The sequence below is a fragment of the Clostridia bacterium genome (genome assembly GCA_028698525.1).
In the GTDB taxonomy this organism is placed as follows: domain Bacteria; phylum Bacillota; class Clostridia; order JAQVDB01; family JAQVDB01; genus JAQVDB01.
The window spans coordinates 1-23,820 of record JAQVDB010000013.1 but is presented as its reverse complement, the minus strand read 5'-3'; the positions used below and the strand labels follow the sequence as shown (position 1 = coordinate 23,820).

Below are 23,820 nucleotides of genomic sequence, written 5' to 3'. Positions count from 1 at the left end.
TCTATCTACCCTCTTTCCCGAATAAGATATCTGCACCTACTGCCTTTTCAACACTCTCTTTAATTCCCTGGATACCCAATCCAAGGGTTCCACGGTTGTTGGGTATCAAGATCACTGCCGGGAACACGCTATTTTTGTATTTATCTATGGTATCTTGAATATTTTGTGCTATCTGCTCTGTAATAAATACCACCGCATACGATTGTTGCGCTAAATCGTCTAATATATCTGCCGCCTCTTCAGGTTTTATCACTGGAAATATAGAAAGCCCCAGTGCCTTAAATCCCAATATAGAATCCTTATCTCCTATTACTCCGATTTTACGCATAAGTATCACGTAACCTTTCCCTTATGACATCTTCAGGTAGCTCATTGATTTTGCCCACCATTATTATCCGAATATTTTTTATCTCGTTTTCCCTAGCCAATATGTATCCTACTAGAGGCTCTATTCCAAATGCTGTCCCTTTTCTTCGTTTAACATAATCAATCAAGTAATCATCTACGTATTTTTCAAGATCTGTCAGAGTCGATTTTTTTACCAGTTGTTCCACCCCGTCTGATACTACTTTGCCATAATCGCTGGTAGCTAATTTGTCAGCAAATGCCTGTTCAGGTTGTTCCAGCATCTTTAAAAATACATCCATAGTCATTCCGCCTCCGGGGAGAAAAGCCTGTTCAAACAAGTCTTTTCCATATCCTCCCCTTTTCACCCTGAAAAATGTCCTTATATTGCTCAAGTCAGCCTGAAGCCTAAAATAATCCTTCAAAAATCCTTCCGACATTTTGGCGGCTGATGCATCAACATACGTTTCATACAACGCCCTATCCAATAAGATATCTATCATCTGCGGTTTTGGCTGCACACTGAATATATCCTCGATTTTTTCCACTGCTGCCTTTAACCTTTTAGGTAAATCCCTATAATCCTTCTCTTTTACCATCTGCTTCAACTTATCCAACGATATACTGCCAATATCTATCAGAACATTTTCAGCATCTGCATCTATATACTTAGATTTTAACAATGCTTTAAGGTTGTGCACATCATATTTCAGGGAAAACAGCCTAGTTAGCTGGGGTTCAGGGGATATATCATCGATCAGCTGGTACACATCCTTAAGCTGCTGGCTTAGCAATATCTCATAGTCATGTGCATCATGTGCTTCAGCTGATAATGTTGCATAATCGGTCTCCATGAGCACCTTAAATGCCTCTTGAGCATCTTTAGCCTCTATCATCCTATTTATCCTAGCCCTGTCCAGCAGTCTGCCTTCCAGAACCCTAATTCTCGCTACGGAATAAGCATATTTTGTATCGCCCATGATATGTAGTCACATCCTATTTAAATAATATTTGTGCAATCTCGGGTTCTATTTTCTCTTTTTCCATCCTGATCATAGCCTCAAAGGAACTGTTTATTTCTATTCCCCCGGATTTTAGTATAAATCCGCCCCTGATATCCCTTTTTTCTTCTGATAGTTTCAATTTGCCTTTCTTTCCTGTCTTTACAAGTTCCGCATTTACTCTGTCGATAAACTCATTATCCAGTCTATCTACATCAGATGATGATATTATCACTTCCTCCTCACCTGTCTGAACATTATCTAAAAACATGCCCAACAATATATCCTGATAACGGGACTTTTCCAAAGACTGGATCTTGTTTAACACTTCATCAAATGACTTCTGAATCATATCCTGTTTTGCCGATAATATATCTTTTTTCATCTCAAGTTGAGCAACTGACATAATTCTCTCTTTTCTTTGCTCAGCATCTTCTTTGGCCTTGTTCAAAATATCATTTTTCTTTTTATCAGCTTGTTGTTGTGCCTTTTCCATCATCTCATCGGCCTTTTTTTTAGCTTTTCCAGTGATCTGGTCTGCTTTTTCCCGGGCTTCATCTATTATCTTTTCTTTTATTTTCTCAGGTCCACCCAATTCAATACACTCCTTTAATCATTTAAATAGTGATTCCGTTTATCATAAGGAAAGAAGCAAGTAATGCAAGAACTGCATATGTTTCAACCAGAACTGCAAAAGTGATGGATTTACCAAGTTCTTCGCTTCTCTTTGCTATTACTCCTATACCCGCTGCTGCTGTTTTGCCCTGGTAAATAGCTGAAATCAATCCTACTATTGCTATTGGAAGTGCACCCATCAATATAAGTAATCCCTTCTCTACCGGCACTGATACTATGTTTCCACTCAAAACATCCAGTTTAGTCATAATGATGAATCCTATCAAAAGACCGTAAATACCTTGTGTCCCCGGTAATGCCTGTAACAGCAAAGTCTGACCAAACTTGTCAGGGTCTTCTGTGATAACCCCTGCAGCGCTCTGTCCTGCGATACCTACTCCAATAGCTGAACCTACTCCTGCTAAACCTACTGCTAATGCAGCTCCTAAAAGTGCGTATACCTGACCTAATTCTAACATGATTAAACTGCCTCCTTCTCCTCTATTTCTATATATTTTGTATTTACCCTGAATGGAGTAAAGGCTTTGCCTCCTCCTTCAAAGAACTTACCAAAAAACTCTATATACTGAAGTCTGCTAGCATGTACAAAAGACCCTAGCACATTTATCAATATATTGAATATATGCCCTGCTACCAGTATTATCACCATCAGAATATATCCAAAAGGGTTGGTACCTAACAAGGAAGCCATATTATTTATAACCATGGCTATAACACCTGTAGCTAACCCTAAAGCGAACAACCTTGAATAAGACAAAACATCGCTCAAATATCCTGTTATATTGTATAGGCTTCCTAATCCAGACATCAGTTTTTTAAATATACCCTTCTGCTGTCTGCCCTGGGTTAATATAAGCCCTACTGCTCCAATTATAGACATGATTTTGCCAACGCTAGGTACAAAAGCTAATAGTATCAGCCCTATTATCAATACATACCACAATCCTTGATCAAAGACTGCGTCCAGTACTTTCCCATCTCTTATGTTCATATATGCCTGTAGAGCCATCCCTGAAAATATCTGGATAATCCCCAATGCGAAACACACCGCCAGCATCTTTATGGATTCATCCATAGGGGTGAACCACAAAGGTTTGAGCTGTACACCAAACCATCCCCCAAACATAGCTCCCCATATCAAGGTAGATACTCCACCTAATCCTATCACCAACAAGAGTTTTCTCGCCATGCCGGTTATCCTGAATTTCTTAATTAAGAAGTATGTAGCCAAGGCTAGAATAATCCCATAACCTGCATCACTCAACATCATACCGAAAAAAACGAAGTAAAAGGGTGCCATGAACGGATTAGGGTCTATATTGTCTGAAGCAGGCACACTATACAATTCAGTTATCGCCTCAAAGGGTTCAACCAGTTTAGGATTGTTCAATGCCACAGGAAAATGTTCCCCTTCTGCCGGATCATTAAACTCTATCACAAATGCATCTGTGATCTTTGAGATTACACCTTTTATATGATCGGTATGTTTTTCAGGAACCCAACCCTCTAATATAAAGGTTTTTTGAGTCTTTGCAAAGTTTTTAACAATATCTTTTTTCTGCCTTTCTACGTTTAAATAATCATATAATGTCTTTAAATATAACAACTCTCCTGCCAAAGACCCAGCCTGTTCATGTATCTTTCTTTGCTCCTGCTCTATATCATCAAATCTTCTATCCGCTTTATCCATGTATTCTGCAGGTGTATCTTCTATATCAGGAAAACTCACAGTGTTCCAGCCATGTTGTTTCAAATTATCGGTAACTTGTTCAGAAACTGATTTATGATAAATTACAAAAGCATATATTTCATCTTTCCCGCTATCTAATATCTCGATATGTGCAAGCCCTTCTCCGGACTTTTCCACTGAATCCACAAACTCATCCATATCCACCTTTGCTACCATACCTATGGACATGGACACCGTCTCAGTTTCTTGTATTTGATTCAAGGGTACATCCAAATTGATCCACGGTTCTAGCTGCTGCTTTGTATTTTTTAATCGGTTTTTTTCGTTCTTAAATTCAGTCAATAGTCCATCAAGCATGCTGCACTGCTTATATATATCTTCAAATCTATCAATATCGTTGATAAACTCCCTATATTTCTCGGTGGTCAACTCTTCTTTACCAGCAAATAAGCCTTTTTTAGCATTATCATAAGCAGAAATAAAATCTATAGAGTATTTTATCTTATCTATTCTTTCATCCAGCACCTTTACAGCTTCAGAATCCATATCTTTTTCTACGGAATCCCCCATCTGCTGGTCTTTTATTTTATTTTCCAGACTTATTATCTCTACATTGCCCATCTGCTGAAGTCTTTTTACTATTTCTTGCTTGTCATTTTGATGACCTACCAGAAACATTTTTTTCATTTCAACCATTGCCATGAGCTTTCACTACCCTTCCCATAATAAAGGAAACCGCCTCATCCATATTCTTAGATGCCATATCTCTTATTTCCATACATCGCTGCTTGTTCTGTTGTCTCAGTGGCATAAGTTGCTCATCTGCCTGTTGTTCAGCATTTTTAATTAAATCCTCTGCTTGTTTTTTCGCATCTTCAACAGCACAGGAAATAACTTTATAATATTCTTTTTCGGCCTGATTAACCATATCTCTAGCTTGGATATGTGCCTTTTTTATAATTTCGTGAGCCTCTTGTTCTGCAGACTCTATAGTGTTTATAACTTCTAATGCCAAATACATCACCACCTTTTATGCTGTATAGTTTGTTAAAATATTATCAATTTTACTCTATAACAATATATTAATAGAGTCAATGTACTATATCAGTTATATTTCCATTCCTCGTGCAAAATTCTGATAATGTAATCAACTTCCTTTATTCATTCTCAAAAAAACTTTACCAAACTACAAAAGATTAGACTTATCTGTCAATTAGGTTTTGCTTAATCCCTCATTCTATACTAATATCTCAATTTATTCAATAACCCAATTTCCCTGATAATGAATCATCATTTACTACCCAATCATTGACTTGGATTGTTCTGAAGAGATCTTTGGTATCTCTTATCACTACTTTTTCAATGCCAGCGTTTATTATAAATCTTTTGCACATAGAGCAAGGGCTAGCATTTTCAACGTAGAAGCCGGTCTTCATATCTCTGCCTACTAAATAAAGGGTAGAACCTATCATGTCTCTCCTGCTGGAACTTATTATGGCATTTTGTTCTGCATGGACAGATCTGCATAGCTCGTATCTTTCTCCTCTGGGGACAGCCATCTCCTCCCTCATGCAATACCCTAGATCTATGCAATTAGCCCTGCCTCGTGGAGCACCTGTATAACCTGATGAAATTATCTCATCATTTTTTACTATTATAGCTCCATAGTTCCTCCTCAAGCATGTGCCCCGTTCCAATACTGTTTCTGCAATGTCAAGGTAATAGTTTTGCTTGTCCCTTCTTTGCACCTTGCAGCACCACCTTGATTTTTTGTTTTATCCACTTTATTTATATAAATTCGTATATAATACCTGATTATACCACATAAATTGCTGGTGATGAATAATTGAACTTTAAATATTGCAAAATAAATATAAATAAAGAAACCATCATTTGGTTGATGGTTTCTTTATATTACAGGCTGAACAATCACCGCTACAGCCTGTGCATTCCCCTTTTATTTGCTTTTTTATGTTACGTACTATGGCATAAATGCTGTAACCTATGATGCTGGTGGCTATCACTATTGTTATTATAGCTCCACTATTCATTTTTCCACCTCCGGATATTTATAAAGGTTATTATATATTCCCTAAACAAGCAAGACACAAGGGGACAGTCCCTCTGTGCCGTACATATACTCCCTTTAGAAAGTTTTGGTTAATACTCCAGACAGGGAATTGTATGCAAGGTTAGTAAATTGCTCATAAATGATCTTGCATACAATTCCCGTGGGTAGTTACTATTATACCCACAGTTTCAGCAGTACCAAGTGCATAGCTCCACAATCTAGCGCACTATATTATATACGAAATAATGTTCATACTTTGAATATAAAACCTAAAATTCAGCAGCTGTATTCATAACATTTCTTTCTTTTATAGATATACGGCTAAATATAATGGTAAGCAATACAATTATTGCAACCAAAATCATATATCCACCTACTATCCCAAATACCGTTCCAGTCCAGTATATTATAAATGCAAATATCCATGCAATTGCAAATTGATACAACACTGAAAATCCCGTCCATCTCCATGAGTTGGTCTCCCTTTTTATAACGCCTATAACTGCTATACAAGGTGTATACAACAGTGAAAACACCATGAATGCATATGCCGTCACTCCGGTAAAAGTAGTGCTTAATACGGGCAAAAATCCTGATACATTGCCTTCTATAGCTGCCTCTGCCACCTGTTCAGATAAGCCGAATATTATGGCCATATTTGATACAACGGCTTCTTTAGCCAGTAGACCTGAAAAAAGCGATAATGCCGACTGCCAATTACCAAAACCTAAAGGCTTAAAAATCGGTGCAATCATTCTACCCAAACTTGCCCCTATGCTTTGATTCAGCTCTGCAACACCGGAAAAGTTAAATCCTAGTATTAACCACATTATTATAGATGCTGAGAATATAACCGTTCCTGCTCTTGTGATATATGCTTTTACTCTTTCCCAAACGCTAATCCCTATGCCCCTCATAGTAGGTATCCTGTATGGAGGCAATTCCATAACAAAGGGAGTCCCATCCCCTTTAAAGATAGTCTTTCTAAATATAAGTCCCATCAAAACCGCCACCAGTATTCCTAGAAAATAAAGTGAAAATACTACAGCACTTTCATTTCCCGGAAAAAATGCTCCTGCAAACAATATATATATGGGAAGTCTTGCACTGCAGGACATAAAGGGGGTTATCATCATCGTTGTAAGTCTATCACTTTCCTCTTCCATGGTCCTGGTAGCCATGATGGCAGGAACGGTACATCCAAAGCCCATCAACATTGGAATAAATGCCTTCCCGTTTAGACCTATATTTCTCATTGCCCTATCCATAATAAAAGCTACCCTTGCCATGTATCCACTGTCTTCCAATAGAGCTATGGCTATGAATAAAAATATTATATTGGGCAGAAAAGTCAACACCGCTCCCACACCAGCTATTATGCCATCCACCACTAAAGATTGAAGCCACTGGGCTGCCCCTATTGAAGCTAAAGCATCACCCACTACTGGGCCTACAGTTTCACCGAAGAATCCTTCAATCAAGTCAAGGAATATATTCCCGATATTGAATGTAAAATAAAATACCAGGTACATCATGCCTGCAAAAATAGGAAGGCCTAACCATTTATTAGTTATCACCCTGTCTATTTTGTCCGATGTGCTCTCTTGTTCATGTTTTGTCTTTTTTATCGACCTAGATACCACTTCATGGATGAACTGATATCTCCTATCTGCTATCATTGATTCTATATCTAAATCAATATCTTCATCCTGCACATCCGCTTGGATGTTTAACAATTTAGTTATAATATCGTCCTGTTCCAGCACTTTAATTGCCAACCATCTTTTATTATATTCTTTTGCTGCCTGATTATTCTGCAACTCCTTTGTAATTTGAACAATCTTTTTCTCAATATCTTCCCCATAATCTATCTTTACAGGACTTACTTTGACATCCCCTTTTGCAACTTTGACAGCTGCATCCAATACATCCTCCGCTCCCTTTTTGCTACTTGCCACTATGGGTATAACGGGAACGCCCAATTGATGGGAAAGTCCTGCCACATCTATTATTGTCCCTTTCTTTTGCACTATATCCATCATATTCAAAGCCACCACTACAGGGGTTCCTAGCTCGATCAGCTGTAGGGTTAAATATAGATTCCTTTCTATATTACTGGCATCAACAATATTTATCACAACATCCAAAGTCTGATCAACTATATAATCTCTAGCTATCACTTCTTCAAGGGAATAAGGGGATAAACTATAAGTACCCGGCAAATCGGTTATTATTAATTCTTGCTCCCCTGATACAATTCTTCCTTCTTTTTTCTCTACTGTAACCCCCGGCCAATTCCCCACGTATTGTCTAGCTCCTGTCAAAGCATTGAATAACGTGGTTTTTCCACTGTTAGGATTGCCTGCTAAGGCTATGTGTATTTTAGATTGCATCTTAAACCTCCTCGTTTGATATTGATACTCATTCTCATCGCTATTGCATAATTATCCTTTCCGCATCCTCTTTTCTCAAAGTAAGCTCATATCCTTTTACAGTTATTTCTATAGGATCTCCTAGTGGTGCCCTCTTCCTGACATATACCTGTGTTCCTTTAGTAACACCCATATCCATCAACCTTCTTTTTAATGGCCCTTTTCCTTTTATCGAAATAACTTTAGAAGACTCCCCCGGATTTAAATCGCTTAATTTTCTTTGCATAATCATCCTCCTAGTATTTTAATTTACCGGAACCACCAAAATCTTGTGTGCCATACCACGTCCTAATACCAACCTGGAATCCTTGACACAGACTATGAGAGCTCCTCTCTCTTGGCTGGAAATAATCTTTATTTTTACTCCGGGAACCAGTCCCATATCTTCCAACCTCTTTTTTAGCCTGTATCCCCAGCCGATATTATCTATCACACCTTGCTCCCCCGGACCCAGCATGGATAAAGGCATAGCGGTTTTATTATTCGGTTTAGCATCATCTATCATGCTAAAACTCCTCCTTTGTCATCAAAATAAAAGAATTTCAAATTTTAATCCAAAGACATAAATATTAGCCTATACAAAAAAGTGAACGATAATGAAATTCATTCTCATTATAATATTATATTTATTCCTCATCCTTGTCAATAGAAGCTCTATATTTTCTTTAATTATTGGTATAAGTTTTTCTGCAGCTTTTACAGTATCCATATATCTTTATTGGCTTTTGCACTATTTGGAAGTCTTTTTCACGGAGGATTTCTTCTTTTAAGTCTGATATGAACCGATGGTCTATCTCTTCCACCTTGCCGCACTGAAGACAGATTAAATGATGATGCTTTTGACGCTTAGACAGGACGAGTTCAAATCTTGCAGGAAGGTCTTCTAATTCCAGTCTTGATACTATCCCTATCTTTTCGAAAAGCTCCATGGTTCTATATACGGTGGCAAGGCTTGCTTTTTCTCCTTTCTTTGAAGCAAGAAGCCTATATATGTTTTCTGTATCAAGATGGTTTTCTTTAAAAGAGTACAGTATTTCAAGGATGGCTCTTCTTTGAGGGGTGATTCTTATATCTTTTTCATTTAATATATCATATACCTCATCAAGCAATCAGTATACCTCCTCTTATTTTTATACAAACCCCTGTTAACCTAGACTTTGTATAGGGTACATATAATGCCCGGAGGTGCGACTAATGTAGCGCATTATACATTCGGTATTTATATAATATAATGCGCTAGATTGCGGAGCACGGAGGGTATTATATGTACCCTATGCTTGATATAACAGCTATAACAGCAGCTATTAGACAAATATTTATAAGCAATTCGCTAACCTTGCATACAATTCCCTGCCTGGAGTATTAACCAAAACCTTCTAAAGGGTTCATATGATACCTGTAGCTGCGACTTAATGTGCCACACTATACATTCAGTATTTTATATAATATAGTGCGGCAGATTGCGGAGCACGAAAGGTATCATATAAACCCGGTACTGCTGAAACCACAGTTATCACAGCATATACCCACGGAACATATATATAGAAAAACGTTCATCAAGTCTTTTTAGCCAAATATTTATGAGCAATTTGCTAACTTTCTATATATGTTCCTGTTGGATATTTAAACAAAACTTTGTAAAGGGAGTATATAATACCCGGAGATGCGACTAATGTAGCGCATTATACATTCAGTATTTATATAATATAATGCGCTAGATTGCGGAGCACGGAGGGTATTATATGCTCCCGAGATTGCTAAATCTTTGTTATATATTCTACCAACCTGCCCCACATATTGATTATCTCATCGGTTATTTTTTCATTTCCCGCTTCAACAGGGGTTTTAAATTCTCTCAATGCCTCTACTATAGATGGGTCAAAGGGGATTTTACCTATGACGGGACAACCGTTTTTGTCGCAGTAATCTTCAATCTGTGATGTAACGTCCTTGTTTAAATCATGTTTATTTATACATACAAAGGCGGGAATTTTAAAGTGTTGTGCAACCTTTAAAATTCTTTCCAAATCACTCAACCCAGTTTTCGTAGGTTCGGTCACTACCACTACAGCATCGGTACCTGTTATCGATGCTATTACTACACATCCTATACCTGGAGAACCATCTATCAACAACCATTTTTCATCTTTTTTATAGGCGGCTATATTTTTTCTCACCTCTGTCACCAGCCTACCTGATCCCTCTGCACCTATATCCAGCAAAGCATGTGAAAATATGCCTCTTTCTGTTTGAGAAACAAACGTTTCCCCTGTCTTAACTTTTTCAAGGTGTATAGCCTGAACCGGACAAACTACCTCACATGCTCCACATCCCTCACATTTCAACTCCATCACCTGATAGTCAGGACTTATAGCATCGAATCTGCAAGCCTTTCTACACAAACCGCATTCCATACATATGGAATTATTTATTACAGCCTGCTTTGCTCCATAATAATCATTTTTCTCCAATAGATTTCCCTGTAATAGTATGTGAAGGTTAGCTGCTTCCACGTCACAATCGGCAAGCATTTTATCCTTAACTAAAATGCTCAGGGATGAAACCAAAGTGCTCTTGCCAGTTCCACCTTTTCCACTAATAAATGCTATCTGTTTCACCGCTTACACCCTCCTTCACACTATCAAATAATTCCTTAAATTTTTTCGCCCATCGTTTATCACTCTCAACGGGAAGTATGCCCTTGGAATACATCTGGGCTGTTTCTTTAGAAAATGGTATTTCCATCAGTATTTTTATATCTTTTTGTTTGCAAAATGAATGTATGCTTTCATCCTTCTGATCAGCCTTGTTTATGACTACGCCATAGGGAATCCCCATCTTTTCCACAAGTTGCACGGCAATTTTTAAATCATGCAATCCAAATGGCGTAGGCTCTGTAACAAGAATACAATAATCGCACCCCTCTATAGAATTTACAACAACACAGGATGCACCGGGAGAGCAATCGATTATTGTAGGCACATCAGAGTTAAGTCTGTTTTTTATATCTGTTATTATAGGAATAGATATAGGTTCCCCTATATTCAATTTGCCCTGAATAAACTTTTCTTGTTCATCGGTTTCAATAATACCTATCGTTCTTTTTTTCTCCTCAATAGCACTGTTTGGACAAGCAAGCACACACGCTCCACAGTGATGACATATTTCAGGAAATATCAATACTTTACCTTTTACCACGGCGATTGCATTAAACTGACAGGTTTCAGCACATTTACCACAGCCATCACAGTTTTGCTCATTCACCTGAGGCACTAAAACCTCAACATCATATCGCCTTTTTAAATCAGGCTTTATAAACACTGCGCCGTTTGGCTCTTCCACATCACAATCAACATATTGACAATTTTCTATAACAGAAGCTAAACTGGCAGCAACAGTTGTCTTGCCCGTTCCTCCTTTTCCACTTAAAACAGCAATTTTCATCTCTCAACCTCCCATCTATATTATTGGCTTATGCCCATAACTTATTCTATATTTATTCCTCCGATATGTCAAATTGTTTGCTGAAATTTTTTGCATAAAAAAACAGCTCGCATGGCGAACTGCTTTTATCAACTATTTAGTTCCGAACAATCTGTCACCGGCGTCACCTAATCCCGGTATTATATATGCATGTTCATTTAGTTTTTCATCTACCGCCGCAACAAAGATGTCCACATCATCATGTTCCTTCTGTACTCTCTCAATACCTTCAGGAGCTGCGATTAGACATACTAACTTTATATTTTTCGCTCCTTTTTTCTTTAAAAAACTGATACCGGCTGTGGCAGAACCACCGGTAGCAAGCATAGGATCAACTATGATGAGTTCTCTATCCTGTATATCTTCAGGTAGTTTACAATAATATTCTACAGGCTCTAATGTTTCAGGGTCTCTATATAGCCCTATATGTCCCACTTTAGCAGCAGGTATCAGTTTCAACATCCCGCCTACCATACCCAGCCCTGCTCTCAATATAGGTACTATGCCCAGCTTTTTACCTGATATAACTTTTGATTTTGCTACAGCAACAGGAGTTTCCACTTCCACTACCTCTAAAGTTAAATCTCTTGTGACCTCATATGCCATGAGCATGGAAACCTCTTCCACCAGCTCTCTGAAATCTTTTGCCCCAGTATCTTTGTCCCTGATAAGCGTGATCTTGTGCTGAACCAATGGATGATCTATTATAGTAAGTTTTGACAATTCTATAACCTCCTAAAATCTTACTTTTCAAGGGCGGATATTTTATCCACTCTCCTCTTATGTCTTCCCCCTTCAAATTCTGTGGTAAGCCAAATTTCCACTATTTGCCTTGCCAATCCGGGACCTGTTACTCGTTCTCCCATAGTCAATACATTCGCATTATTGTGCTGCCTGGAAGCCTGTGCAGAAAAACAGTCTCCGCAAAGTGCAGCCCTTACACCTTTTATTTTATTCGCTACCATGGATACGCCAATTCCTGTACCACAGATAATGATGCCTTTTTCGCATTCTCCCCCGGCAACAGATCTTGCCACTTGTGCAGCTACGTCAGGATAATCCATGGATTCTTCGGAAAATGTGCCGTAATCCTTAAAATCGTAACCTTTTTCTTCTAGGAATTCCTTTATGTCTTCCTTCAGTTTAAAACCTGCATGATCGCTCCCAATGGCTATCATAAAAAATCACCCTTTCCTTTTTAAAGTCTCCCTATATATATTATCAGAAAATCAAAGCATCCGTAAATAAAGTTTAGTTGTTTTTTATTTTCTCCAATATTTTCTCTATACTACCCTTTATTTCAACGGCACATTTTCTGTAAGTATGTAAAGGCTGCCCAAAAGGATCGGCTATATCTACATCTTCCAATCTCTTGTAGAGTAAATCCACACATTCCAGCTCTTCAACAGTATATTCATTGAATTCATCTTTCAGATCTTTTATCTGATTGTCTATGTCCTTGATCTTATTTTGAAGTTCTTTCTTTTGGTCTCTCAACTGAGCCAATCTCTGCTCAAATTCTTTGGCGATCTTTTTGTTTTTTTGTTGTATATCAAAATATGCCTGATCTAATTCTTTATTTAACTTTCTCATGTCCAAAGATCCATTTGCATATTCTTTTAAAGTGAATACCTTACCCTCAGCTTCCGGATATACCCTCAGCACATTATCTTTATGTGCCATAGTCATTGTAAATATCAAATCTGCCCTGTCCACCAGCCTCTTTGTCAGTTTTGTTGACCTATGTTCCGATATATCGATTCCCATCTCTTTCATCACACATATGGCCTGTGGTGAAGCCTTTTCCCCTGGAACAGCAGATATTCCGGCTGATACCACTTGTATGCCTTGGGTATCTTTCCCGGCCTGAACAAACATATCTCTAAATAAAGCCTCTGCCATACTGCTTCTGCAAGTATTGCCGGTACACACAAACAAAATGGTTTTCAACTTAATTCCTCCCACAATCATATTTTTATTATATTAAATGCCGCAGCCCTTCCCATTCTGTTCATTATTGCAAGTCCAATTTCATCGGTGCTCACAGCCTCTGCTAATATAATATCCATTCCTAGATCGTCGAATTTTCTAAACACATCAAATAGATTGGCTGCTATAGTCTCCGGTTTATCTCTATCCCCTGACGCTATTACAGTACCATATTTATATCTATTTTTAGTCTGCTCGGTTGCCATTATTCCAACCTTTATTTCCTGTGTTTGATATTTAAATGCTTCGTGATTTATATAGGGTATTAATTTTTCCAGCTCTCCGCTTATTATTATAACCTTCGCTCGGGGAGAATAATGCTTGTATTTCATACCTGGAGATTTGACAGGCTTGTCCTGATCCAACCTGGATAAAACTGATTGATTTATTTTGACCTGTCCTAACACTCTTTTCAGCTGTTCCGGGGTAATACCTCCCGGCCTCAATATTTCAGGAACATCCCCTGTCATATCCAACACAGTGGATTCCAATCCTACATCACATTTACCTCCGTCAATGATCAAAGGTATCTTACCCCGCATATCCTCCAGCACGTGCTGTGCAGTAGTGGGACTAGGGCGTCCGGAAATATTTGCGCTAGGCGCGGCGATAGGTAAGCGACAGGTCTTTATTATTTCATGGGCAACTGGATGAGAAGGCATCCTTATTGCCACACTGTCCAGCCCTCCCGTCACTGAATCAGGAATCAATTTGGATTTCTTCAAAACAAAAGTAAGAGGTCCCGGCCAAAATACTCGTACTATCCTTTCAGTATGTTGGGGCACCTCTCTAGCCAGTTTATATATATCTTTTTTATCTGATATGTGCACTATTAAAGGGTTGTCTGACGGTCTGCCTTTAGCTTGAAATATCCTTTGAACAGCTTGTTCATCCAGTGCATTGGCACCAAGGCCATATACCGTCTCTGTAGGAAAGGCAACCACTTCACCCTGGCCTATCAACAAGGCAGCTTTAGATATGTGCTCCGGTTCAGGCCTGTCAGGGTCCACCTTTATCATCTGTGTATCGTATTTCATGTACATCCTCCCATTTACTAAGTATAACACTTTATATAACTACTGATATTATCATTCCTATTACTACACCTATTATTATACCAAAACCGGAGGCACGCCCGCTATATAGGCTTTGAGATTCCGGTATCAATTCACTACAGGTTATATACAGCATTGCCCCGGCAGCAAAACCCAGACAAATTGATATGAAAATATTGGATATACCTCCCAGCAGTACACCTATAAAAGCTCCTATACCCATAGGTATTCCCGCTACTATAGTGCTGAACAAAATCTTTGCTCTTGACATACCACCTATTCTCATAGGTGTTGCCATAGCCAGTCCTTCCGGGATATTGTGTAAAGCTATCACAAGGCTTAGGCTAAAACCCAACTTATCAGCAGCGCTAAAACCTGAACCTATAGCCAACCCTTCCGGAAAATTATGTATAGCTATACCTATTCCCATCAACATACCCATCTTTATATAGTCTTTACCTTTATATATGCCCTTTTTCCTTCTTATTCTATACATGACTTCATCCAAAAATACTATAATGGACACCCCTAGTATTATCCCTAAAATACTGTATCCTGTATGGGCAATCTTAAACGCCTCGGGTAATAGGTCAAAACATACCACGGACAGCATCAGCCCTCCGGCAAAACCTAACAAGGTGCTTACCAGCCTTTTGGAAGGGGATATCAAGCACAAAGCAGTCATTCCCCCTAACCCTGTACCCACCATCCCTGTAACTAATCCTATGATGGTCACCACTAACAGACTTTCCAATAGCATTCTCCCCTCTTCAGGATAAATCTGTTAACAGTTTATTCTAAACAAAAACATTGTATTCCTGATTAGGGAACTTTGCCTGTTAATAATATTCGCTTTTATATTCTTTTTCTATGACCTCTTTATTTTTTCTCTTTTCTATATGTCTCTCAAGTTCTCCGCCTCTTATTTTTACCACAGGCAAACAAAACATTATGCCTGATCCCGGTTTTCTCATGTCTCCTCCTAAGGCTTCTTCTATAGCGTCCATTACTTTTTCCACTTGTTCTTCTTTTTCTATTACTGAAAATATCGTCTTGTTATAAGAAGAATCGCTATCCAACGTATTCATCAAACCGCCTACCAAAGGCACATCGAACAAATCGCTTTTGGCTATTTGACCTGCTCCTATTGAATCTATTACTGTTGCTCCCCTTATACCTGTCTTTTTAAATGCATCCAATACACTTCTCAGATATTCCGTTTCATTCAACACTACAAACAGAACATACATGTTCTACCATTCCTCTCATTCATATCAAAATCATTTTGATTAGTCTACAACTTCTTTTCTCTGCACAAGGCTATCAAAATTTCCGCCCCTCTGTTTTAAAACAGGTATGCAAAACATTATACCTGAATCGGGCTTTTTCATGTCTCCTCCCATTATTTCTTCTACTGCATCCATAATCTTGTCTACATCTTCTTCTCTCTCCACAACTGAAAAAATAGTCTTGTTTTTTAACGTTCCATCTTCCAAGGATTGTACCAAATTCATGAGGAAGGATTTGCTCTTTTTTAATGCTTTTCTAGCCTGCCCTGCTCCTATACTATCCATTATAGTCGCACCTGTAACTCCCATCTCTCTCATCTTTTTGACTATAGGTTTAAGTTTATCCAAATCATTTAATACTATAAAAAGTCCGTACAATAATTTTCACCTCCCGGACATTCTCTTCAATCATGAGCTCACTCTATCGCTTTCAACTTTTTCTCCTGTTCTGCAGCTGTCAGTGCATCTACCACCTCATCAATGTCTCCATCCAAAAAAGCCTCCAGCTTATATACAGTCAGCCCTATACGATGTTCTGTTACTCTACCTTGAGGAAAATTATATGTCCTTATCCTCTCACTTCTATCTCCAGTGCCTACCTGTATTTTCCTAGCTTGAGCCAGTTCCGCATCTTTTTCCTGTTGCATATTATCGAGCAATCTGGCCTTTAATACACGCATAGCCTTCTCCTTGTTTTTCAGCTGGGACTTTTCATCCTGACATGTTACGACAACACCTGTGGGCATATGGGTTATTCTTACAGCAGAGTCTGTGGTATTTACACTCTGTCCTCCGTGTCCTGAAGATCTGAACACGTCAATTCTCAAATCATTAGGATTTATCTGTATATCTACATCCTCAGCCTCCGGAAGCACAGCTACTGTTACAGTAGATGTATGAATCCTTCCTCCAGATTCTGTAGTAGGTATTCTCTGCACTCTATGCACACCACTTTCATACTTTAATCTGCTGTATGCACCTTTACCTTCTATCACGAATATTATTTCCTTAATTCCTCCTATTTCTGTATAGTTGGAACTCATTATTTCAGTCTTCCATCCTTTACGCTCTGTATAGCGAAAGTACATCCTGTACAGATCAGCTGCAAACAGCGCAGCCTCGTCTCCCCCTGCACCCCCTCTGATCTCAATTACAACGTTCTTTTCATCATTTTCATCTTTAGGAATCAACATCAATTTCAACTGCTGTTGCATTCTGGCTTTATCCTCATTCAGCTGTTTCAATTCGCCTTCCACCATCTCTATAAAGTCTCTTTCATCTTCTTGCTCCAGCATTTCTTCCGCTTCTTGAATCTGCTTACAAATATCACTATATTTTCTATATTCAGTCACTATCGATTCCAATTCCGCATGTTCTTTAACTAATATTGTCCACTGATTATTATTTGCAATGATTTCAGGATCCGATATTTTTCTGCTCAGTTCTTGATATCTTTTTTCGATCAATTCTAATTTATCTAGCAAATTTATTTCACCCCGATCAATTTTTCACATAATCAATTATTATATCACAACGTTATTTTAACATAAAATTCGTAATTGTTAAGCACATTGATTTATTTTCATACAATTTTCCTTATAATATATCTTGTTTAAAACTTTATCTTAAATATAATATATACCCTCAAAAAACTTGGTTAAGCTACTCAACAAGAACATATGTATAGAACCCATCAATACATTTAAACAAAAAATATACTCCTAATAAAAGGAGTATTTTCTATCAAAACTATATATTTTTTATGGCTGCATATTCCCCCTGTGTCTACACCTCTTTCTACAAAAACTATCCCTCCTGCCCATACAGCATGTAATATTTGTAGAATTGCATTCAGGGCATTGATATTCTCCCGTGAAAACTTTTTGGTAGTTCTCATAACTATCCTTCCACGTATTGCCACAGTCTCGACATACTATGTTACATATGTTTTTTGTAAAATTGCCGCCTCGGATGATTATCGCTTTCCCGTTTACAAGGCTATCAGCTGTCTTGATCCTTGCAGAGTTTAATATGCGTTGAAAGGTCTGCCTGGAAACGTTCATTTTTTCTGCACAAGCCTGTTGATCCATACCCTCTAAATCTTTAAGCCTTAATGCCTCCAGTTCCTCTACCTTTAGTATGTTTTCATCCATGCTTTTTTCCGGTATGCCTGTAGGGATAAAATGCCTGGTTTCAGGAAAGAATTCCACTCGTCTCCATTTTTTAGGCCTGGCCACTTTTATCACCTTTGTTTTCGTGGCATACATTCTCCCCGGGTTTTAAAGCACCTTTTATATAGCCATTTGCCACATCATCTACATCTCCACAAGCGCCCGTTATTACATCTATGCCTCGCTGTCTGAATATTTCCAGTGCACTAGCACCCATTCCTCCTGATATTATACAGTCTATACCCTTATCCCCTAAAAAGTTGGGCAAAAAACCGGGCTTGTGTCCAGGATTTTGCAAAATTTTAGTCCCTACTATATTGCCCCGTTCTATATCAAATACTTTAAAAGCATCGCAATGGCCAAAGTGCTGTGCCACTTTTCCATCTTTAACTGCTATAGCGATATTCATTTATAACTCCCCCTTAATTTTTTGACATTATTTTTGTATTTCCGAGGAAATTATCTGCCACTTGTTTGAAAAAGTCAGGATTTACTTGGCTAACAAGCTCTATTTTGCCTTCATCGCAAAGTTTTACAAATTCCAAATCAACAGGCAGTCGACCTAATACTTCTATATCATTTTCTTTTGATATTGACTCCAAATGGCTTTCCCCAAATATATTTATCCTTGTACCACAGTCAGGACACATAACATAAGCCAAATTTTCAACTATGCCTGTGATAGGTATATTCATCTGTTTAGACATATTTACTGCCTTCCTGACTATGATGGAAACTAAGTCTTGTGGGGAAGACACAATGACTAATCCATTTACAGGCATAGACTGCATAACTGTGAGGGGTACATCTCCTGTTCCGGGAGGAAGGTCTATCAAAAGATAATCCAGTTGGCCCCATTCAGTCTCTTCCCAAAATTGTTTGACTACACCTGCTATCAGTGGGCCTCGCCAGATAACTGGGGTATCCTCATCTTCCAACATCAAATTTATAGACAATACCTTTATACCTTTTACTGTGCTTACAGGGAGATATCCCTGTTCTCCCCTTGTTGCCCTTTTATCGCTTAATCCAAATATTTTAGGTATGCTTGGACCTGTAATATCCCCATCTAAAATACCTACTTTGTATCCTTTATCTGCAAGAGATACCGCAAGCATTCCAGTAATAGAGGATTTACCTACTCCTCCTTTTCCACTCATCACTGCTACCACGTTTTTTATATCATTTTCCATAACAATACTGCACCTCCGGCTATGTGTAATATAGGTAATCAATTTTAAAAATTAATAAACATCATGCGCAAGTGTTACATACATATTTGTTATTATATTTGTAAATACAGCAGTACCGGGTACATATATATAGAAGGTTAGTGAATTGCTCATGAACCGTCCTTCTATATATATGTTCCGTGCATAGTTGCTGTCATATTCATAAATACGGCATATCTCTGCCACACTATATTATATAAATACTGAATGTATAGTATGGCACATTAAGTCGCATTTCCGGGTATTATATACTCCCTTTTGAAAGCTTCGGTTAATACTCCAGACAGGAAATTGTATGCAAGGTTAATGAATTGCTCATAAATGATCTTGCATACAATTCCCGTGGGCAGTTACTGTTACATACGACACAGAAGGACCGTCCCCTTGTGTCGTATAAGGCCAGCTTGTTGGCATATGCTCAATATAATTATATTCCTGTATATCACTGTCTGTCAACTATTTATCTGAATAATTATCCGACAGTGGAAATAACTACTCTATCGATAGACGCAAGGTCTTTTAGAATACGTATATCTTTAAAATAACCTGTATTTAGAATAATATTTTCTACATCTCGGCTCTGACCGTATCCTACCTCAAAAACCAATATACCCCTATCTCCCAAGCATCGGGGAGCTTTTTCGGTTATCAGTCTGTAAAAATCCAGCCCGTCTCGCCCTCCATCAAGTGCCTCTACCGGCTCAAAATCTTTAACTTCCCTCTGCAACTTTGCAATTTGTGCAGATGGTATATATGGAGGATTAGATACTATTATGTCCAAACCTTTACCCTCCAATCCGGACAAAAGGCTTGTTTTGATAAAATCTATGCTAGTATCCACCCCATGCTTTCTTGCGTTGCTTTTTGCAACCTCCAAAGCCTTTTCGCTGATATCAGTAGCATAAATTTTTGCATTATAGATATATTTTGCAAGGCTTACAGCAATAGCACCGCTTCCGGTACCTATGTCTGCAATTGTTATATTGGGTTTTGTTTGCAAAATTTTTTTTGACAACCGGATTATTTCTTCAACCAATATCTCTGTATCAGGCCTAGGTATTAACACACCGGATTTTACTTCAAAGTCCAGAGACATAAACTCTCGTTGGCCTATTATATATTGGACAGGTTCTCCCCTAATCCTGCGGGTTAACATACAATTATAAAGGGATAACTCCTCATCACTGAGGACTTTATCCCTGTTTATATAAAGATATATCGTTTGTTTATCCAATACCCTTGACAACATGATTTGAGCATCCAACCTAGGGTTTTGTACTCCATTTTCAGCAAGCTTTTTCTCAGCGTTTCTCAGCACAGCCATTATTGTACTACTTTTCACTGGAAGGCAACTCCTCTCCAGTTCCTACAAACTCTACGTTGTTGAACGCTTCTATGGCTACTTCCAATTGTTTATCATCAGGCTCTCTGGTGGTAAGCTTCTGCAACATGAGTCCGGGATAGACCAATGCTTTTACGAATTTGGAATCCGACTTTCCTGCCCATCTTATCACTTCATAGGATAATCCTGCTACTATGGGCATCAACAATATTCTGGTGATTATCCTGTAGAATATATCTTTCCACCCTAATAGAGAAAATAACAGAATACTGATCACCATAACTATTAAAAGAAAGTTTGTCCCACACCTTGGGTGCAAAGTGGTGAACTGCCTCGCATTTTCCACTGTAAGCTCTTTTTCGTGCTCATAACAATGTATCACTTTATGCTCTGCCCCATGGTATTCAAATACCCTCTGTATATCCTTGAGCCTAGATATAGAGAATACATATATCAAGAATATAGCAATTCTCAAAACACCTTCAACTAAATTTAATAATACCTCGCTACCTACCTTATCCTTTAAAAAGTTTGCAGCAAATGTAGGTATTATTATGAATAGAAAAACTGATAAAAATAAAGCTATAACTACAGAAACGACCATAACTATATCATCAATATCTTTCCCGGTTTTTTCAGCTAAAAACTTCTCAAATTTAGAAGGCTGTTCTTGCTCTATTTCTTCTCCATACATCTCTGCAGAGGCAGTTAGAGATTTTATGCCGGTAGTAAGAGCCTCTACAAAGGCAGCCATACCCCTAAAAATAGGAATGCTAAAAATTTTATATCTCTTTGATATAGGCACTATATTCTCCCGCATAATTTCTATTTGATCATCCGGTCTGCGTACTGCTATAGCCATCCTTTTGGAGTTTTTCATCATAACTCCTTCTATAACCGCCTGACCCCCCGTTGTAGTCTTCTTCATAATATTCCCTCTTTCATAACTATTTATTTATACCAGGGCAATTATATAAATAATTATAAGGTATACAAAACAAACTGTAAACTCAATTTCAGTATACAAAAAAATAAAGACTGAAGCATTTCATTTAAACTCCAGTCTTTATCATTATTTAATATCTTCGTCAGTAAGTCCATACTTTTTCTTGAATTTATCAACACGTCCGCCTGAATCAACGAATTTTTGCTTGCCTGTAAAGAACGGGTGACATTTAGAGCAAATCTCTACTTTCAATTCTTTATTGGTTGAACCTGTCTTAAATGTATTGCCACAAGCACACCTTACCTCGGCATCCTCATAGTATTTTGGATGTATTGCTTCTTTCACTGATATCACCTCTTTCGTATTTATCTATATCAAATCACATATATTAGCTTATTAACTATTAGATTATAACACATACAAAAATCGAGTTCAAGAAATATTGTCCAACAGGTGCATTTTTATTTGTTATGTCAATATGCTAAAAGAAATAGGCAAAGAAATTAATTAGAAAACAAGTGAAAATCGCATCAATGTTTCCACCGTTTTTAGTAGATCGATTTTGGAGCGCAGTCTGGCTTTTTCAAAGGGGATTGCCAACCTATTTATACTGAACACAGCATTGATACCCTTTTTATACACCATTTCAATATCGTCTCCTATATCTCCTACAATAGCCACTGCAGGTATATTGCTGGCAAGTGCTCTTTCACCGATCCCTATGGGTACCTTGCCTCTTAAACTCTGTCCATCTATTTTGCCTTCTCCGGTTATAATCAAATCAGCCTCACAAATAATTTCATCAAAATTCACCGTATCTAAAATTGTCTTGATTCCCGACTGTAGTTTTGCAGAAGCAAAGGCCATAAGTCCAGCTCCGAGACCCCCGGCAGCGCCACCGCCCGGTATCTTATGCACTCTAATTCCCAGTTCCTTATGAATAATTCCTGCATAATGTTTTAAGTTATCATCCAAATATTTAACCATATCTCCATCCGCTCCCTTTTGAGGGGCGAAAATATAGGCAGCACCATTTTCACCATATAGGGGATTATCAACATCACAGGCCACTATGATCTCACAACTATCCAATCTTTTATCTCGTTGTGATATATCTATGTGTTGTAATTGTGCGAGTCCCTCACCATTTAATGGTACGGGATTATTATCCTCGTCCAAGAATTTTACCCCAAGGGCTGCTGCAAATCCAATGCCTCCGTCATTTGTAGCGCTTCCCCCTATCCCCAAGATAATTTTTGTACACCCTCGGTTAAGGGCGTCTAACACAAGCTGTCCTGTCCCATACGTAGTTGTCTTACAAGGGTTTTTCTCCTCTTCTACCAAGGGAAGCCCTGAAGCTGCAGCCATCTCAATAACAGCAGTTTTTTTGTCAGGCAAAATAGCATAAAAAGAGTCTATCTCTCTAAACAAGGGATCTTTTACCTTTAAATCTATTCTGGTACCTCCAATAGCAGCTAAATATGCTTCAACCGTCCCTTCCCCTCCGTCAGCTATCGGAACTATTATAGTTTTAATATCCGGACGTATGTTATGGATGCCCTTTTGAATAATTTTACAAACCTCTACAGAAGACATTGTCCCTTTGAACGAATCAGATGCTATCACTATCTTTTTCAATTGTCCACCCTCCTCATGTACCAGTTTTAACACAAGGGGACGATCCTTTTGTGTTGTTAGTTATTACAACACAGAAGAACCGTCCCCTTGTGTCTGTGTTGTATCTAAACAAAAATCATCGTCAGTATTGAAACGATCACTATAGTCACTAAACCCTGTATCAAGGTAACACCTGTTTGACACTTATAGGCAGTACCAGTATCCATGTCTGAAAATTGGGATACTACCCAGAAATAACTATCATTTGCGTGGGATACAGTCATAGATCCTGCACCGATAGCCAATAATACCAATACCTTTGCAAATTCAGTGGTCATCCCCAAAGCAGGCATCAAGGGTGCAACCATAGCTGATGTAACAATCATAGCAACAGTGGATGCTCCCATAGCCGTTTTCAGCAACATGGCTATCAAGAAGGGGAGAAATATACCCATATTGTGTTGTAACAATGAATTGCTCAAGGCATCTGCTATAGGCAATTCACGAAGCATAGCACCTAA

The 23,820-nt window shown here is 38.2% G+C and carries 30 protein-coding genes; all 30 read right to left on the bottom strand.

Annotated features, from left to right (window positions below; genetic code table 11):
* Nucleotide 1 precedes the first annotated feature (1 nt).
* A complete protein-coding gene (locus PHP06_03080; protein MDD3839533.1) occupies nt 2-328 on the bottom strand; it encodes a V-type ATP synthase subunit F in 327 nt (108 codons plus the stop codon).
* Nucleotides 321-1,325: a V-type ATP synthase subunit C gene (locus tag PHP06_03075; protein ID MDD3839532.1), complete on the bottom strand. Its 1,005-nt coding sequence runs from the start codon at nt 1,323-1,325 to the stop codon at nt 321-323. Before PHP06_03075 ends, PHP06_03080 begins: the two co-directional genes overlap by 8 nt.
* 16 nt (nt 1,326-1,341) lie before the next feature.
* The gene (locus PHP06_03070; protein MDD3839531.1) at nt 1,342-1,941 is read right to left on the bottom strand and encodes a V-type ATP synthase subunit E; all 600 of its coding nucleotides are present in this window, start codon (nt 1,939-1,941) and stop codon (nt 1,342-1,344) included.
* Between the two features lie 22 nt (nt 1,942-1,963).
* A complete protein-coding gene (locus PHP06_03065; protein MDD3839530.1) occupies nt 1,964-2,440 on the bottom strand; it encodes a V-type ATP synthase subunit K in 477 nt (158 codons plus the stop codon).
* 2 nt (nt 2,441-2,442) lie between these two features.
* Nucleotides 2,443-4,374, bottom strand: coding sequence for a V-type ATP synthase subunit I (locus PHP06_03060; GenBank protein ID MDD3839529.1), 1,932 nt, complete (start codon nt 4,372-4,374; stop codon nt 2,443-2,445).
* Entirely contained in the window at nt 4,361-4,687 is a 327-nt protein-coding gene (locus PHP06_03055; GenBank protein ID MDD3839528.1) for a hypothetical protein, read from the bottom strand. The genes PHP06_03060 and PHP06_03055 overlap by 14 nt, the downstream gene beginning before the upstream one ends.
* A gap of 244 nt (nt 4,688-4,931) precedes the next feature.
* Nucleotides 4,932-5,420, bottom strand: a complete 489-nt coding sequence (locus PHP06_03050; GenBank protein ID MDD3839527.1) for a deaminase — start codon at nt 5,418-5,420, stop codon at nt 4,932-4,934.
* A 141-nt stretch (nt 5,421-5,561) separates the two neighbouring features.
* Nucleotides 5,562-5,723, bottom strand: a complete 162-nt coding sequence (locus tag PHP06_03045) for a FeoB-associated Cys-rich membrane protein (protein MDD3839526.1) — start codon at nt 5,721-5,723, stop codon at nt 5,562-5,564.
* Nucleotides 5,724-6,012: 289 nt separating this feature from the next.
* Nucleotides 6,013-8,136, bottom strand: coding sequence for a ferrous iron transport protein B (gene feoB / locus PHP06_03040; protein ID MDD3839525.1), 2,124 nt, complete (start codon nt 8,134-8,136; stop codon nt 6,013-6,015).
* A 40-nt stretch (nt 8,137-8,176) separates the two neighbouring features.
* Nucleotides 8,177-8,401, bottom strand: coding sequence for a FeoA family protein (locus PHP06_03035; protein ID MDD3839524.1), 225 nt, complete (start codon nt 8,399-8,401; stop codon nt 8,177-8,179).
* A gap of 18 nt (nt 8,402-8,419) precedes the next feature.
* The gene (locus PHP06_03030) at nt 8,420-8,680 is read right to left on the bottom strand and encodes a FeoA family protein (protein ID MDD3839523.1); all 261 of its coding nucleotides are present in this window, start codon (nt 8,678-8,680) and stop codon (nt 8,420-8,422) included.
* 160 nt (nt 8,681-8,840) lie between these two features.
* Entirely contained in the window at nt 8,841-9,284 is a 444-nt protein-coding gene (locus tag PHP06_03025; GenBank protein ID MDD3839522.1) for a Fur family transcriptional regulator, read from the bottom strand.
* Nucleotides 9,285-9,932: 648 nt separating this feature from the next.
* A complete protein-coding gene (locus tag PHP06_03020; GenBank protein ID MDD3839521.1) occupies nt 9,933-10,793 on the bottom strand; it encodes an ATP-binding protein in 861 nt (286 codons plus the stop codon).
* Nucleotides 10,771-11,619, bottom strand: a complete 849-nt coding sequence (locus tag PHP06_03015; GenBank protein ID MDD3839520.1) for an ATP-binding protein — start codon at nt 11,617-11,619, stop codon at nt 10,771-10,773. The genes PHP06_03020 and PHP06_03015 overlap by 23 nt, the downstream gene beginning before the upstream one ends.
* Before the next feature lie 132 nt (nt 11,620-11,751).
* Nucleotides 11,752-12,381, bottom strand: coding sequence for a uracil phosphoribosyltransferase (upp, locus tag PHP06_03010; protein MDD3839519.1), 630 nt, complete (start codon nt 12,379-12,381; stop codon nt 11,752-11,754).
* 20 nt (nt 12,382-12,401) lie between these two features.
* Nucleotides 12,402-12,836 carry a ribose 5-phosphate isomerase B gene (rpiB, locus tag PHP06_03005; protein MDD3839518.1) on the bottom strand — a complete coding sequence of 145 codons (435 nt, stop codon included), beginning with the start codon at nt 12,834-12,836 and terminating at the stop codon, nt 12,402-12,404.
* 73 nt (nt 12,837-12,909) lie between these two features.
* Nucleotides 12,910-13,608, bottom strand: a complete 699-nt coding sequence (locus PHP06_03000; GenBank protein MDD3839517.1) for a protein tyrosine phosphatase — start codon at nt 13,606-13,608, stop codon at nt 12,910-12,912.
* 17 nt (nt 13,609-13,625) lie between these two features.
* A complete protein-coding gene (locus tag PHP06_02995) occupies nt 13,626-14,684 on the bottom strand; it encodes an L-threonylcarbamoyladenylate synthase (protein MDD3839516.1) in 1,059 nt (352 codons plus the stop codon).
* A gap of 31 nt (nt 14,685-14,715) precedes the next feature.
* Entirely contained in the window at nt 14,716-15,462 is a 747-nt protein-coding gene (locus PHP06_02990; GenBank protein ID MDD3839515.1) for a ZIP family metal transporter, read from the bottom strand.
* Between the two features lie 79 nt (nt 15,463-15,541).
* Nucleotides 15,542-15,952: a P-II family nitrogen regulator gene (locus PHP06_02985; GenBank protein ID MDD3839514.1), complete on the bottom strand. Its 411-nt coding sequence runs from the start codon at nt 15,950-15,952 to the stop codon at nt 15,542-15,544.
* 39 nt (nt 15,953-15,991) lie between these two features.
* Nucleotides 15,992-16,369, bottom strand: coding sequence for a P-II family nitrogen regulator (locus PHP06_02980; GenBank protein MDD3839513.1), 378 nt, complete (start codon nt 16,367-16,369; stop codon nt 15,992-15,994).
* A 38-nt stretch (nt 16,370-16,407) separates the two neighbouring features.
* Complete coding sequence (prfA, locus tag PHP06_02975; protein MDD3839512.1) at nt 16,408-17,475, bottom strand: peptide chain release factor 1; 1,068 nt, start codon at nt 17,473-17,475, stop codon at nt 16,408-16,410.
* Between the two features lie 276 nt (nt 17,476-17,751).
* Nucleotides 17,752-18,258 carry a DUF134 domain-containing protein gene (locus PHP06_02970; GenBank protein MDD3839511.1) on the bottom strand — a complete coding sequence of 169 codons (507 nt, stop codon included), beginning with the start codon at nt 18,256-18,258 and terminating at the stop codon, nt 17,752-17,754.
* Nucleotides 18,215-18,571 carry a NifB/NifX family molybdenum-iron cluster-binding protein gene (locus tag PHP06_02965; GenBank protein ID MDD3839510.1) on the bottom strand — a complete coding sequence of 119 codons (357 nt, stop codon included), beginning with the start codon at nt 18,569-18,571 and terminating at the stop codon, nt 18,215-18,217. Before PHP06_02965 ends, PHP06_02970 begins: the two co-directional genes overlap by 44 nt.
* A 13-nt stretch (nt 18,572-18,584) precedes the next feature.
* Nucleotides 18,585-19,355: an Mrp/NBP35 family ATP-binding protein gene (locus PHP06_02960; GenBank protein MDD3839509.1), complete on the bottom strand. Its 771-nt coding sequence runs from the start codon at nt 19,353-19,355 to the stop codon at nt 18,585-18,587.
* A gap of 511 nt (nt 19,356-19,866) precedes the next feature.
* Complete coding sequence (prmC, locus tag PHP06_02955; protein ID MDD3839508.1) at nt 19,867-20,736, bottom strand: peptide chain release factor N(5)-glutamine methyltransferase; 870 nt, start codon at nt 20,734-20,736, stop codon at nt 19,867-19,869.
* Nucleotides 20,726-21,664: a DUF1385 domain-containing protein gene (locus tag PHP06_02950; protein MDD3839507.1), complete on the bottom strand. Its 939-nt coding sequence runs from the start codon at nt 21,662-21,664 to the stop codon at nt 20,726-20,728. The genes prmC and PHP06_02950 overlap by 11 nt, the downstream gene beginning before the upstream one ends.
* Nucleotides 21,665-21,808: 144 nt before the next feature.
* Nucleotides 21,809-22,027, bottom strand: coding sequence for a 50S ribosomal protein L31 (rpmE, locus tag PHP06_02945; GenBank protein MDD3839506.1), 219 nt, complete (start codon nt 22,025-22,027; stop codon nt 21,809-21,811).
* Between the two features lie 162 nt (nt 22,028-22,189).
* Nucleotides 22,190-23,320 carry a glycerate kinase gene (locus PHP06_02940; protein ID MDD3839505.1) on the bottom strand — a complete coding sequence of 377 codons (1,131 nt, stop codon included), beginning with the start codon at nt 23,318-23,320 and terminating at the stop codon, nt 22,190-22,192.
* Between the two features lie 104 nt (nt 23,321-23,424).
* Nucleotides 23,425-23,820: GntP family permease (locus PHP06_02935; protein ID MDD3839504.1), on the bottom strand; the 396-nt coding region annotated here is incomplete at its 5' end.